The following is a 13,397-nucleotide window of genomic DNA, read 5'->3' as shown; positions in this document are numbered from 1 at the left end:
CCGCCCGGGCGGCGGCGCCCGCCGCCGGCGGGCTCAGGGGCCGCCGGGGAGCGGGCGCTCCTCCTCGACCAGGCGTTTGAACTGGGCCAGGTCCTCGCGGACGGCGCGTTCGATGGCGCCGGACTGGGCGAAGCCGTGCGGGCCGCCGTAGACCTCGGTGACGACCTCCGGCTCGTACTCGACGCGAAGCTGCACGCGGGTGGCGCCGGTGTCGAGCGGGAGCAGGGCGAAGGTGCCGCGCAGGTGGGCGTCGTCCAGGGTCTGCCAGGTCATCACCTGGTTGCCGCCACGGTCGTTGATCGCGGTCTCGAACGCCCGCTCCTGCCCGTTCACCTCGATGTCCAGGCAGGCGCGGTGGGTGCCGTGCGCGTGGGCGTGCAGCACCCCGTCGACGAACCGCGGGTACTGGTCGATCCGGTGCAGCTGCTCCCACGCCACCTGGACCGGGACCTCCACGTCGATCTGTTCTTCGAGCGTGCTCATGCGCTTGCTCCGATCACTCCGCGTCCTCGTAGGGCTCTCCCTCGGCGCGGGACTCGTCCTGGGCGTGCAGGACCTGCTCGGACGTGACGCCCTCGACCTGGTCCTCCTCGCCGGCGTCGTCCTCCGGCGCGGCCTGCGCGGCCGAGCGCTCCGGGCTGGTGGTGGACATCCGTTGCCTCCTGGACTCCGGGGCCGACCGGTGGCGCCCGGCGCACAGTCTCGCCCGGTCCGGCCCGCCGACACCTCCAGCGTGCGCCCGCGCACCGGGGGCGGGCAACCGCGCGGGGCGCGGCCCGCCTCGGGGCGGCCCGCCGCGGGTGTCCGCGGGCCGCCCGGGGCCGTCAGAAGACCGACCAGCCGGTCGCGGTGGTGAAGGCGTCCAGCGCCGTGACCGCGCCGACCGAGTTGCCGGCCCGGTCCAGGGCCGGTCCCCACGCGCAGAGCGTGCCCCGGCCGGGAACCACGGCCAGGATGCCGCCGCCCACGCCGCTCTTGCCGGGCAGACCGACCCGGAAGGCGAAGTCGCCGGCCGCGTCGTAGGTGCCGCAGGTCAGCAGGACGGCGTTGATCCGCTTGGCGTCGCTGCGCGAGAGCAGCCGGCTGCCGTCCGCGCGGATCCCGTGCCGGGCCAGGAAGAGCCCGGCCAGCGCCAGGTCGCGGCAGCTCGCGGCGATCGCGCAGTGCGCGTAGTAGTGCGCGAGCACCGCCTCGACCGGGTTCTCCAGGTTGCCGTAACTGGCGATGAAGTGCGCCAGTGCCGCGTTGCGGTGGCCGTGCGCGGCCTCCGAGGCGGCCACCTGCGGGTCGGTGTCCAGGCGGGGGTTGCCGGACTCGGCGCGCAGGAACTCCCGTACCGCGTGCCCGGCGTCCCCGGTCAGCGTGAGCAGCAGGTCGGTGACCACCACGGCACCGGAGTTGAGGAAGGGGTTGCGCGGGATGCCCTGCTCGGACTCCAGCTGGACCAGGGAGTTGAACGGCGTGCCGGAGGGCTCGCGGCCCACCCGGTGCCAGACCTGCTCGCCGCCGGTGGCCAGCGCCAGGGCGAGGCTGAAGAGCTTGGAGATCGACTGCACCGAGAACGGCACCTGCCAGTCCCCGGCGCCGTACACCTGGCCGTCCACGGTGGCCAGCGCCAGCCCGAAGGCCGTCGGGTCGGCCGCCCCGAGGGCCGGGATGTAGTCGGCGACCCGCCCGGTGCCGAGGACCGGCCGGGCGGCGTCCACGGCGCGCTGGAGTTCGAGCTGGTAGTCCATACGATCATCTTTACAGGCCGTGGCGTCGGGCCGCGGACCGGCCCGGCCCGCCGGGCCGTGGCCCGCACCGGCCCGGCGCGGCACCGCCTGCCGGCCGCGCCGCGGCGGCAGACTGGAGCGCGTGCCCGAGCTGCCCGAAGTCGAAGCATTGGCCTCGTTCCTGACGCAGCGCCTGGTCGGCCGGGTGGTCGGCCCGGTCCACCAGGTCGCGGTGAACGTGCTGAAGACCTACGATCCACCGCTCACCGCCCTGCGGGGACGCACCGTGCGGGCGGTCGGGCGGCGCGGGAAGTTCCTGGTGATCACCACCGACGGTGCCGACGGCCCGCTCTGCCTGGTGGTGCACCTGGCCCGGGCCGGCTGGCTGCGCTGGCAGGTGAAACTGCCCGCCGAGCCCCCGCACCCCGGTCGCGGGCCGCTCGCCCTGCGGGTCCAGTTGGAGCCGGCGGCGGACGACCCCGGGGCGCCGGGCCCCAGCGGCTTCGACCTGACCGAGGCCGGCACCCAGAAGCGGCTCGCGGTCTACTGCGTGCGCGAGGCCGACGAGGTGCCCGGCATCGCGCGGCTGGGGCCCGACCCGCTCGACGAGGCCTTCACCCTGGAGGCGCTGACCGCCCTGCTGGCGGGTGAGCGGCGCCAGCTCAAGGGCGTGCTGCGCGACCAGAGCGTGCTGGCCGGCATCGGCAACGCCTACTCGGACGAGGTGCTGCACGCCGCCCGGCTCTCCCCCTTCAAGCTCGCGGCCAAGCTGACCGGGCCGGAGGTGGCCACGCTCCACGCGGCGATCGGCAGCACCCTGCGCGAGGCCGTCGAGCGCTCGCGGGGGCTGGCGGCCGGTGAGCTCAAGGCGGAGAAGAAGACCGGCCTGCGGGTGCACGGCCGGGCCGGGCAGCCGTGCCCGGTCTGCGGCGACACCATCCGCGAGGTCTCGTTCGCCGACTCCGCGCTGCAGTACTGCCCGACCTGCCAGACCGGCGGCAAGCCGCTGGCCGACCGGCGGCTGTCGCGCCTGCTGAAGTAGCGGCCGGCGCCGCGCCCCGGCAGGCATGACCCGGGCGCAAGGTGGGTATCGGGTGGCTTGCCCCGCCGCCCGCCCTCCAGGAGTCGCCGCATGTCGTCCATCCCGCAGCTCAGCCACGCCCACGGGCCCACCGGCACGCCCCTGCTGACCGAGACGATCGGCGCGAACCTGGACCGTTCGGTGGCCGCCTTCGGTGACCGCGAGGTGCTGGTGGACCGGCCCGGCGGCCGGCGCTGGACGTACCGGCAGTTCGCCCGGGACGTCGACGTGGTGGCCCGCGGGCTGGTCGCCCTCGGGGTGCGCACCGGCGACCGGGTCGGCATCTGGTCGCCGAACTGCCCGGAGTGGATGCTGGTGCAGTACGCGACCGCGCGGATCGGCGCGATCCTGGTCAGCATCAACCCGGCCTACCGCACGCACGAACTGGTGTACGTGCTGAACCAGTCGGGCGCGCGGACGGTGGTCGCGACACCCACGTACAAGAGCTCCGATTACGTCGGCATGCTGGCCGAGGCGCGCGGGCAGTGCCCGCAGCTGCGCGACGTGCTGCTGATCGGCGAGGAGTCCTGGACCGGGCTGCTGGCGGCCGGCGAGGCCGGCGACCCGGCCGAGGTGGCGGCGATGGCCGCCGCCCTGCGGCCCGATGACCCGATCAACATCCAGTACACCTCCGGGACGACCGGCTTCCCCAAGGGCGCCACCCTCTCGCACCGCAACATCCTCAACAACGGCTACTTCGTCGCCGAGCTGTGCGGGTACACCGAGCAGGACCGGATCTGCGTCCCGGTGCCGCTCTACCACTGCTTCGGCCTGGTCATGGGCGCCCTGGCGGCCACCTCGCACGGCGCCTGCGTCGTGCTGCCGGCCCCCACCTTCGACCCGGCGGCCACGCTGGCCGCCGTCGCCGCCGAGCGCTGCACCTCGCTCTACGGCGTGCCGACCATGTTCATCGCCGAACTCAACGACCCCGGCTTCGCGGAGCACGACCTCACCTCGCTGCGCACCGGCATCATGGCCGGCTCGCCCTGCCCCGGCGAGGTGATGAAGCAGGTCATTGAGCGGATGCACATGCGCGACGTGTCGATCTGCTACGGCATGACCGAGACCTCGCCGGTCTCCACCCAGACCCGCGCCGAGGACGGCTTCGAGCAGCGGGTCAGCACGGTCGGACGGGTCGGGCCGCACCTGGAGGTCAAGGTGGTCGACCCGGCGAGCGGACGGCAGGTCGAACGCGGCACGGCGGGTGAACTGTGCACCCGCGGCTACTCCGTGATGCTCGGCTACTGGCAGGAACCCGAGAAGACCGCGCAGGTGGTGGACGCCGAGGGCTGGATGCACACCGGCGACCTGGCGGTGATGGACGAGGACGGCTTCCTGGCCATCACCGGCCGGATCAAGGACATGGTGATCCGCGGCGGCGAGAACATCTACCCGCGCGAGATCGAGGAGTTCCTCTACACCCACCCCGACATCCTGGACGCCCAGGTGGTCGGCGTGCCCGACCCCAAGTACGGCGAGGAGCTGATGGCCTGGATCCGACTGCGCCCCGGCGCCCCGCAGCTGACCGCCGAGCAGCTGCGCGGCTACTGCGCCGGGCGCCTCGCGCACTACAAGATCCCGCGGTACGTGCACCTGGTGGAGGCCTTCCCGATGACCGTCACGGGCAAGGTCCGCAAGGTCGAGATGCGCGAGGAGGCGGCGCGGCTGCTGGCGCGCGGTGACGGCGCCTGACGCCGGGTCAGGCATGCGCGGTGGGCCGTCCCGAGGCGGGCGGTGTGGCCCACGGCGCAGCGCCGTGAGGGTCGCTTGTGCGATCATGCGACCCGCCGTGGCCGACGTTCGGCCGGCGGACGTGTGAAGACACGGACTCGTGAAGAGGGGGAGCGCCGATGGGGCAGCACGCCGAGAACGCACCGGGGGAGACCGTGCGTCCGGAGTTCCGCACCGGACGGGTGCGGGAGCTGGCGAACGACGGGACCGTGCGCGTCCTGGCCCACCTGCCCGGCGAGACCGAGACCTGGGGCTGGGCGAACTGCGGGCTGATCGAGCACCGGGGCCGGGCCCTGCTGGTCGACACCCCCTACACCCCCGCGCTCACCGAGGGGATGCTGGCGCGCTACGAGGAGCGGGTGCCGGGCGTGGCGATCGAGGCGGTCGCCCTCACGCACGCCAACGGCGACCACTGCTGGGGCCTGCAGGCGCTCCCGGGGCAGCCCGAGGTGATCGCCACCGAGGCCACCGCGCACGCCATCTGCCACGAGCCCAGCCCCGAGCAGGTCACCGCGCTGCTGCGCGGCAGCGACCCGGACTCGGCGCTCGGCGCCTACTTCCGGGCGATGTTCCCCTTCGACTTCAGCGCGGTGGAACTGGGGCGCGCGAACGTCACCTTCCGCGGCGAGCACGTCGTGAAGCTGGGCGAGGGGGCGGACGGCGTCGAGGTGCACCTGATCGAGGTGGGCCCGGGGCACTCGTCGGGCGACCTGCTGGTGCACGTCCCGCAGGCGGCCACCGTCTTCGCCGGCGACGTGCTCTTCGTGGGCCACCACCCGGTCACCTGGGCCAGCCTGACCGGGGTCATCGCGGCCCTGGACCGGGTGCTGGCACTGGAGCCCGAGGTCGTCGTGCCCGGGCACGGCCCGGTCTGCGGCCCCGCCCAGGTCGCCGAACTGCGCGACTACCTGGAGCTGTTGCGGCTGCACGCCGAGCGCTGCCACGCCGAGGGGCTGGGCCTGCTGGAGGCGGCGCGCAGCTTCCCGCTGCCCGCGTACGCGGCCGGCTGGGGCATGCCCGAGCGGATGGTGATCACCATCGCCACGCACTACCGCGCGCTCTCGGCGGACCAGGGCGCGCCGGACATGGTCGCGCTGGTCGGCGCCTGCGCCGAGTACTGGGCGCAGGCCGGCGGCCGGTCGCAGGGCGACGCCGAGCGGGCGGCCGGCGGCCCGGTCCCGCTGCCCGAGCAGCGCGGCGCGGGGGCCGACGAGGCGGCGCAGGCGGGGCGCGGCTGACCGGAGGCGGGCGGGTGGGCCGGGCCGGGCGGGGCTCTGTTCTCCGGGCTCCGGGCTCTGGGTTCAGGCCTCAGGGCTCCGGTCGGGCCACCCGGCCGGCCAGCGCGGTCGGCAGCGGCTCGTAGCGCAGCGGCGCGCGGGTGAAGGAGCCGGTCCCGTGCGAGAGCGAGCGCAGGTCCACGGCGTAGCGGGTGAGTTCGAGCTCCGGCACCTCGGCGTGCAGCAGGCTGCGGCCGGGGCCGGCCGGCTCGGTCCCCAGGACGCGGGCCCGGCGCACCGACAGGTCGCTGAACACCCCGCCCAGGTACTCGTCCGGGACCAGCACGCCCACCTCGGCCACCGGCTCCAGCAGGCGCACCGTGGTGCGGGTGGCCGCGTCGCGCAGCGCCAGCGCGGCGGCCGACTGGAAGGCGGTGTCCGAGGAGTCCACCGAGTGCGCCTTGCCGTCCACCAGGGTGACCCGCACGTCCACCAGTGGGTAACCGTCGCCCACCCCGTGCTCCAGCTGCGCCCGGACGCCCTTCTCCACCGAGGGGATGAAGTGCCGGGGCACCGATCCCCCCACCACCTGGTCCACGAACTCGAAGCCGGTGCCGCCGGGCAGCGGCTCCACCCGCAGCTCGCAGATCGCGTACTGGCCGTGCCCGCCGGACTGCTTGACCAGTCGGCCGTGCCCGATGGCCGGTCCGCCGAACGTCTCGCGCAGCGCCACCCGGTACTCCACCGGGTCGACCTGCACCCCGTACAGGTGCTCCAACTGGTGCAGCACGACCGCCGCGTGGGCCTCGCCCGTGCACCAGAGCACCAGCTGGCGGGTGTCGGCGTTCTGCTCGACCCGCACCGCCGGGTCGTGCACGGCCAGCCGGGACAGGCCCTGCGAGAGCTTGTCCTCGTCGGACCGGCTGCGGGCCTCCACCGCGATCGGCAGCAGCGGCTCCGGAAGGCTCCACGGCTCGAGCAGGACCGGGGACGACGGCTCGCAGATCGTGTCGCCGACCCGTGCGGAGGTCAGCTTGCCGACGCAGACCAGGTCACCGGCCGGCGCGTGCGGGACCGGGCGCTGCACCTTGCCGAACGGGCTGGTCAGGCCTCCGACGCGCTCGTCGGCGGCGCCGGGGGCCCCTTGCCCGGGGGTCGGCTGCCCGGAGGTGGCTTGCCCGGCCTCGACGTGCAGCAGCAGGTCGGGGCGCAGGGTCCCCGCGTAGACCCGGACCAGGCTGAGCCGGCCCACGTAGGGATCACCGGTGTTCTGCACCACCTGGGCGACCAGCGGTGCGTCCGGGTCGCAGAGCAGCGGGCCGGGCTCACCGGTGGCCGGCCCGCGCCGCTGGTCCCGGGAGTCGTCCACCGGCAGCGGGACCGGACCGGGCCGGTCGGTCGGGGCGGGGAACGCCGAGACGATCAGGTCCAGCAGGTCGACCACCCCGGTGCCGTCCTCGGTGACCGGCAGCACCGGGTGGATGGCGTCGTGCAGCACCGCGCCGCGCAGACCCCGGCCCAGCGTGCCCGGGTCCAGCGCCTCACCGCCCAGGTAACGCTCCAGCAGCTCGTCGTCCTCGCCCGCGATCGCCTCCACCAGGCGTTCGCGGGCCGACTCGGTCTGCGGCGCCGTCCCCGGCTCGCCGTGCGTCTCGCCGGACAGCAGCTCCACCGTGCCGCGCACGTGGCCCTCGCTGCGCACCGGCAGGTCCAGCGGCTGGACGGAGTCGGGGTGCTCGTCCCCGAAGGCCGCCCGGCAGGCCGCCAGGACCTCGTCGAAGTCGGCCCGCGCTGCGTCCATATGGGTGACGGCGATGGCCCGCGGCAGACCTTCAGCGGCGCACTGGGCCCAGAGGTCCAGCGCCGGGCCGGCCACCGGCTCGGTCGCCGAGACGACGAAGACCGCCGCGTCGGCCACCAGCAGCGCGGCCGCCAGCTCGCCGGCGAAGTCGGCGTGCCCGGGCGGGTCCAACAGGTTGATCTTGACGCCCTGCCACTCGACCGGGACCAGCGAGAGCCGGACCGAGCGCTGCTGCTGGTGCTCGATCTCCTCGTGGTCGGAGACCGTGCTGCCGTCGGCGACCCGGCCGGCGCGGGTCAGCGAGCCCGCGGCCAGCGCGAGCGACTCGGTCAGGGTGGTCTTGCCGGACCCGCTGGCGCCGACCAGGACGACGTTGCGCAGCTGTTCGGGTCCATCGACGACGGGTGCCCGACCGGCTGCCCCCGTCCGGGACGTTCCTCGCTCGGACATCGCGGCGCTCCTCCGTGCTGGCGCGGCCTACCTCGTAGGTCGAGCTTTCCACCGCCGCCGCCGCGCGGCGAACGGGCGGCGGCGCGCGGGTGGGTCGGGTGAGTGGGGTGAGTGGGTCGGGTGGTTCACTCAGCCGGAGGTGTTGGCGGGTGCGGGTGCGGATGTCGCCGAGGGGGCTGGTGCCGCGTCGGCCGCGGGCGTCGCGTTCGTTGCCGCCGCGGTCTGACGGCGCTGGGCGGCGGCCAGCAGGACGGCCGCCACCAGGGCGAGCGCGGTGGCCGCGAGGACCGCGATCCAGGCGTGCCGGAAGGCGTCCAGTGCCTGCTGGGCGCTGTGCGGCGTGCCCAGCACGCTCACCACGACCGCGACCCCGATGACCGCGCCGATCTGGCGGCCCATGGTGGTCACCGCGGAACCGGTGGCGAACCGGGTGGGCGGCAGCGCGCCGGCCGCCGCGCCGATCAGGGTGGGCAGCGTGAGGCCCACGCCGGCGCCGGTCAGCAGCAGGCCGGGCAGCAGCGCGCCGGCGTAGCCCGGCTGGACCTGCACGGCCGCCGCCCACCAGCCGATCCCGGCGCCGAAGAGCAGCAGTCCCAGCGCCGCCGTCCGGCCGTGGCCCAGCCGGCGCAGCAGTGGGCCGGCGGCCAGCGTGATCGGTGGCACCAGCAGCGGCCCCGGGGCGACGGCCAGCCCGGTGCGCAACGCCGAGTAGTCCCAGACCTGCTGGCACCAGAGCACGGAGGTCAGCAGCATGCCCGCGAAGGCCGCCGTGAAGAGCAGCGCGGTGGCGTTGGCGGTGGCGAAGACCGGGACCCGCAGCAGCGGCAGCTCCACCACCGGGGCGGGGTGCCGGGCGGAGCGGAGCAGGAAGGCGGCGGTGAGCACCGCGGCGGCCACCAGGCAGCCGAGCACCCGCACCGAACCCCACCCCCAGGCGTCCGACTCGACCAGCCCGACGGCGAGCACGGCGATGGCCGCGGTCAGCAGCGCGGCGCCCGCCAGGTCGGGCAGCCGGCCGCCGTCCTGTCCGCGCAGCCGCGGCAGGACCCGCAGCCCGGCCAGCACGGCGGCGGCGCCGACCGGCAGGTTGACCAGGAAGACCCAGCGCCAGTCGGCCTCGACCAGCAGCCCGCCGAGCACCGGGCCCAGGCCCGCCGCGATGCCCCCGATCGAGGCCCAGGCGCGGACGGCGGCCGGCCGGCGCTCGGGCGCGGTGGAGTCCAGCAACAGGGCCAGCGAGGTGGGCATCAACAGTGCGGCCCCGACCGCCTGCAGCAGCCGGGCGCCGACCAGCCAGCCGACCGCGGGCGCGAGTGCGCAGAGCGCCGAGGAGAGCGTGAAGAGCGCCAACCCGGCCAGGAAGGCCGTGCGGTGGCCGATCCGGTCGGCCAGTCGCCCGGCCGGGACGAGCAGCGCGGCGAAGACGATCGCGTAGCCGTTCAGGACCCAGGAGAGCGAGGCGAGGGTGCTGCCGGCGAAGTGCCGGTTCATGGCCGGCAGCGCGACGTTGACGATGAAGAGGTCGAGGTTGGAGACGAAGACGGCGGAGGCCACCACGAGGAGGACGGAGCGGGGGGCGGCGCCGCGCGGATGCGCATTTGGATTTCCAACTATCTGCATGAGGGGCACCTTAGGAGGAGTGAGTTTGAAAATGCAACCCACTGGAGGTGCTGTCGGTGGCGAGTGCCATGCTCGGGCGAATGGGAGCACTTTTCGGGTACTACGCCGCCGATGACGACGAGCATGCGGGCCGCGCCGTGCTGCGCGAGGACGGGCGGTCGCCGGGGGCCGGGTACGACGAGGTGGTGGTCAAGGGCATCAGTCCGATGATCGACCTGCTACCGGTCGAGGAGCGCCTGACCGGTCGCTCGGCCGAGCAGGTCCGGGCCGACCCGCGGCACTGCCGGGTGGTCGGGGCGGGCGCCGGCGGCGAGATCGTCACGCTCTCGCTCACCGACGCCTTCCGTGACGCCCTGGCGCGCGCCGACGGCGGGCCGGGGGCGGCGGCGCCGGAGCGGGACACCGCGTCCGGCGACCTCGCGCACCTGCTGCCGGCGCTCGCCGCGCTGGCGGAGCGGGCGGTCGCGCGCGGGCAGCGCCTGTACTGCTGGATCCGCCCCTGACCCGGGCGAGGGACCGGGGGCGAGGGACCGCGGGCGAGGGGCCGGGCGGACACCGGCCCCCTGCGCGGCTTCGTGCGTCAGGAGTCCTACTGCATCAGCTTGTTGGCCTCCTGGTAGCTGAGCGCGTCGGCGGTGAAGGCGAAGGTCCCGGTGGCCAGGATCTCCTCGGCCGCGCGCTTGACCGCCCCCATCGCGGCGCGCGAGAGCGCGGAGCCGAGGCTGATCCGGCGCACGCCGAGTTCGGCCAGCCGGGCCACCGTCAGGCTCCGGTCCGCGCCGCCGGCCAGCACGTTGACCGGGCGGGAGACCGCGGCACAGACCGCCCGGACCGCCTCGGCGTCGGGCAGCCCCGGCGCGAAGAGGACGTCGGCGCCGGCCTCCTCGAACGCCTGCAACCGGCGGATGGTGTCGGCCAGGTCGGGCCGGCCGTAGAGGAAGTTCTCGGCGCGCGCGGTGACCGTGAACGGGAAGTCCAGGGAGCGGGCGCTCTCGACGGCCGCGCGGACCCGGTCGACCGCGAGCTCGAAGTCGCGGATCGGGTCCGCGTCGTCGCCGGTGGCGTCCTCGATCGAACCGCCGACCAGGCCCGCCTCGGCGGCCAGCCGGATCGTGGTGGCGACGTCCTCGGGGCGCGGGCCGAAGCCGTTCTCCAGGTCGGCGGCGACCGGCAGGTCGGTCGCCGCGACGACGGCCCGGGCGCCGGCCAGGGGTACCTCGCGGTCGACCAGGTTGGCGCCGTCGGCCCGTCCGAGGGCGAACGCCAGTCCGGCGCTGGTGGTGGCCAGGGCGGCGAAGCCCAGCCCGGTCAACATCCGCGCGGTGCCTGCGTCCCAGGGATTGGGGATGACGAACGCGCCCGGGCCGGCGTGGAGTTCGCGGAAGGCAATGCCGCGCCGGCGCTGGTCGGTTGCGGACAGCTGCATCGGGGAGGTCCTCTCTTCGCTGCTGGTCCCGGCCGGCCGGGGCGCGCCACCGTGGCTGCCGCCAGGCCGCACCGCCCGCTGACGGTCGGTGTCTTGATCGTCCGTTCGCTGCGAGCCTACGCCGATCCGGCCGGTCGACCGGACAGGCCCTGCGCGCCGACGCGGCGGGCGAGCTGCGCGATGTCCACCGGTCCCGTCGTGTCGACGCGGTGCACCGGTCCCAGTGCCAGCGGTTCGGCCGAGCGCGCCCACAGCTCCCAGCGCTCGTCGCGGTCCGCGTGGTCGTCGAGATGCACGGGATGCCGCCGGGTGATCCGTTCGGCGCAGCGCCGCCGGGCCAGGGCCAACGGCACGTCGCACCACACCTCGTGGACCTCCCCGACGCCCGCCCGGGCCAGCCCCCGGACGGCGAACGGGCGGTGGTGCGCCAGCCACGGGCTCTCCAGTACGGCGCCGTACGGTGCGCAGGAGAGCAGGGTCCAGAGCGTCTCCAGCGCGGCCGCGCCCAGCGCGTCGCTCCACCCGCGGTCGCCGCCTGCGGCGGCGGGCGGCGACCCGAGCGCGTCGGCCAGGGTCTCCTTGACGGCGTCCGTGCTGAACAGGGGAAGCCTCAACTCCCGAGCCAGCGCGTGCGCGAGAGTGGTCTTTCCCGACCCGGGCAGCCCGTTGACCAGTACCGTGACCATGAGCCGATGGTAGCCAGGGCGCGCCGGGACCGGGTCAGGCCTCGTCCGGCTCGGGGACGGTGGCCGGGGTCGGGTGGGGGAGGTGCAGGTAGGCGGCGCGGCCGGTGCGGCGGGCCTGGGCCACCGCCTCGACCAGGGCGAGCCGGTGCGGTCGCAGCTCGGTGCGCCAGTGGGTGAGCGGGTGGATCGCGAACTCGGTGTGCTCGGCCCGGTCCAGGCGCAGGGCGGCGAGCTGGTCGGCGTCCAGCACCCCGCCGTCGAAGACCACACCGACCTTGAAGGGCCACTCCCCGGCCGAGGCGACGAAGAGCAGGGCCAGCAGCGGCGGCACCGGGTGCTCGGGCAGGAGCAGCCCGGTCTCCTCCTCGACCTCCCGGCGGGCGCAGGCCCACGGGTCGTCGCCGGCGTCCAGGTTGCCGCCCGCGAACTGCCAGACGTCCGGGTCGTAGACCGACTTCAGCAGCAGCGGGCGCTCCTCGGCGTCGGTGAAGTGCACGGCGGCGAAGAGGATGCCGTGGGGGAGCGTGCGGAGGTACTCGGAGAGCGGGAGGTGGGGCATGACTCCTCGTTCGGTGAGCCGGCGTCAGGCGGCCGCGACCACGGTGCCGGGCCGGGGCCGGGGCCGGGCCACGCCGGCCCGCGCCGGGCCGTCAGTCGTCGGAGACGGTGCCGTCCAGGTAGACCCAGGCGCCCTGGTGACGCAGGAAACGGCTGTTCTCGTGCATCGTGCCCGGGCCGCCGGCTTCGCGGTAGTGGGCGCGGAACTCGACGGTGCCCTCGGGGTGGAACGCGCTGCCCCCGGTGCTGCCGAGGATCTCCAGGCGGACCCAGTGCAGGTCCGGAGCGAAGTCGACGGTGGCCGGGCGGGTGTCGGGGTGCCAACTGCGCAGCAGGTACTCCGCGTCCCGGACGGCGAAGGCGCTGTAGCGCGAGCGCATCAGCTGCTCCGGGGTGGCCGCCGTCGCCTCGCCGCGGTGCAGCCGGCCGCAGCAGTCGGCGTAGCCGGCGGGCAGTCCGCAGGGACACGCGGTCGGCGTGGACCCGGCGGTGGTGGCCGTGGCGGCGGTGGCTGCCGTGGGGCGGGGCGGGCGGGGGCGTGCGGTGCGTCGGGCCATGGGGTCCATTGTGGCGGGTCCGCCGTGGTGGACCGTACGTCGCGACGCGGCCGGGCCCCTGTCCCGTCCCGGGAAGGGGACGGCACCGGGGCCCGGCCGGTGGCGCGGCGTAGGGGCTCGGCCTCAGGAGAGGTGGAGCTGCTGCCCGGGGAAGATCAGGTCGGGGCTGCCGCCCACCGTGGACTGGTTGTCCTGGTAGAGGTGCAGCCAGCCGCCGACCGCGTGGGTCTGGGCGATCCCGAAGAGCGTGTCGCCGGGCAGCACGGTGTAGGCCTGGCCGGACGGGTCGGGGCTGCCGCTCGTGGTGCCGGCAACCGTCCCCGTCCCGTCGACCCTGCCGGTGCCGGTGCCGGTGCCGGTGCCCGTGGTGCCACCGGTCGCCCTGTCCGGGTCGGCGGACTGGCCCCGTGCGGGGGCGCCGATGGCCGGCGTGGTGCCCGGTGCCTGGGACGTCGGGGTGCCGGCGGCGGTGGTCGGTGCGCCCGCGGTCGGCGTGCTGCCGGCGGTGCCGGGCGCGGTGGGGGTACCGGTGGCGGTCGCCGTGGGGGCGGTGGT

General features: G+C 75.3%; 14 protein-coding genes. 4 read left to right on the top strand and 10 right to left on the bottom strand.

Annotated elements, in window-relative coordinates:
• Window positions 1-33: 33 nt before the first annotated feature.
• The 3 genes from ABD323_RS28045 to ABD323_RS28035 form a co-directional block, all read right to left on the bottom strand.
• Window positions 34-483 (bottom strand): SRPBCC family protein, encoded by a 450-nt coding sequence (locus ABD323_RS28045; protein ID WP_344444767.1) that lies wholly within the window; start codon window positions 481-483, stop codon window positions 34-36.
• Between the two features lie 13 nt (window positions 484-496).
• On the bottom strand, window positions 497-652 hold the full coding sequence (locus ABD323_RS28040) for a hypothetical protein (RefSeq protein WP_344444766.1): 156 nt from the start codon (window positions 650-652) through the stop codon (window positions 497-499).
• Window positions 653-824: 172 nt separating this feature from the next.
• Window positions 825-1,736: a glutaminase gene (locus tag ABD323_RS28035; protein ID WP_344444765.1), complete on the bottom strand. Its 912-nt coding sequence runs from the start codon at window positions 1,734-1,736 to the stop codon at window positions 825-827.
• 121 nt (window positions 1,737-1,857) lie between these two features.
• On the opposite strand from ABD323_RS28035, the gene ABD323_RS28030 reads away from it, so the two are divergent.
• The 3 genes from ABD323_RS28030 (at window position 1,858) to ABD323_RS28020 (ending at window position 5,765) form a co-directional block, all read left to right on the top strand.
• Window positions 1,858-2,757, top strand: coding sequence for an Fpg/Nei family DNA glycosylase (locus tag ABD323_RS28030; RefSeq protein WP_344444764.1), 900 nt, complete (start codon window positions 1,858-1,860; stop codon window positions 2,755-2,757).
• A gap of 90 nt (window positions 2,758-2,847) precedes the next feature.
• The gene (locus ABD323_RS28025) at window positions 2,848-4,488 is read left to right on the top strand and encodes an AMP-binding protein (RefSeq protein WP_344444763.1); all 1,641 of its coding nucleotides are present in this window, start codon (window positions 2,848-2,850) and stop codon (window positions 4,486-4,488) included.
• Window positions 4,489-4,646: 158 nt separating this feature from the next.
• Entirely contained in the window at window positions 4,647-5,765 is a 1,119-nt protein-coding gene (locus ABD323_RS28020; protein WP_344444762.1) for an MBL fold metallo-hydrolase, read from the top strand.
• Between the two features lie 70 nt (window positions 5,766-5,835).
• On the opposite strand, the gene ABD323_RS28015 is transcribed toward ABD323_RS28020, so the two are convergent.
• On the bottom strand, window positions 5,836-7,995 hold the full coding sequence (locus ABD323_RS28015; RefSeq protein ID WP_344444761.1) for an elongation factor G-like protein EF-G2: 2,160 nt from the start codon (window positions 7,993-7,995) through the stop codon (window positions 5,836-5,838).
• A 129-nt stretch (window positions 7,996-8,124) separates the two neighbouring features.
• Window positions 8,125-9,615, bottom strand: a complete 1,491-nt coding sequence (locus ABD323_RS28010) for an MFS transporter (RefSeq protein WP_344444760.1) — start codon at window positions 9,613-9,615, stop codon at window positions 8,125-8,127.
• 80 nt (window positions 9,616-9,695) lie between these two features.
• Between ABD323_RS28010 and ABD323_RS28005 the strand changes: the two genes are divergently transcribed.
• Complete coding sequence (locus ABD323_RS28005) at window positions 9,696-10,118, top strand: hypothetical protein (RefSeq protein WP_344444759.1); 423 nt, start codon at window positions 9,696-9,698, stop codon at window positions 10,116-10,118.
• 86 nt (window positions 10,119-10,204) lie between these two features.
• On the opposite strand, the gene ABD323_RS28000 is transcribed toward ABD323_RS28005, so the two are convergent.
• The 5 genes from ABD323_RS28000 to ABD323_RS27980 form a co-directional block, all read right to left on the bottom strand.
• The gene (locus tag ABD323_RS28000) at window positions 10,205-11,041 is read right to left on the bottom strand and encodes an isocitrate lyase/PEP mutase family protein (protein ID WP_344444758.1); all 837 of its coding nucleotides are present in this window, start codon (window positions 11,039-11,041) and stop codon (window positions 10,205-10,207) included.
• A gap of 116 nt (window positions 11,042-11,157) precedes the next feature.
• On the bottom strand, window positions 11,158-11,727 hold the full coding sequence (locus ABD323_RS27995) for a P-loop nucleotide/nucleoside kinase family protein (RefSeq protein WP_344444757.1): 570 nt from the start codon (window positions 11,725-11,727) through the stop codon (window positions 11,158-11,160).
• A gap of 34 nt (window positions 11,728-11,761) precedes the next feature.
• On the bottom strand, window positions 11,762-12,286 hold the full coding sequence (locus tag ABD323_RS27990) for an NUDIX domain-containing protein (protein WP_344444756.1): 525 nt from the start codon (window positions 12,284-12,286) through the stop codon (window positions 11,762-11,764).
• Between the two features lie 91 nt (window positions 12,287-12,377).
• A complete protein-coding gene (locus ABD323_RS27985) occupies window positions 12,378-12,842 on the bottom strand; it encodes a YchJ family protein (RefSeq protein ID WP_344444755.1) in 465 nt (154 codons plus the stop codon).
• Between the two features lie 123 nt (window positions 12,843-12,965).
• A partial coding sequence (locus tag ABD323_RS27980) for a LysM peptidoglycan-binding domain-containing protein (RefSeq protein ID WP_344444754.1) occupies window positions 12,966-13,397 on the bottom strand: 432 nt, incomplete at its 5' end.

The sequence above is a fragment of the Kitasatospora nipponensis genome, from assembly GCF_039528135.1.
Lineage (GTDB): Bacteria > Actinomycetota > Actinomycetes > Streptomycetales > Streptomycetaceae > Kitasatospora > Kitasatospora nipponensis.
The sequence above is the reverse complement of the archived record's forward strand: the minus strand, read 5'-3'. Positions and strand labels throughout refer to the sequence as shown.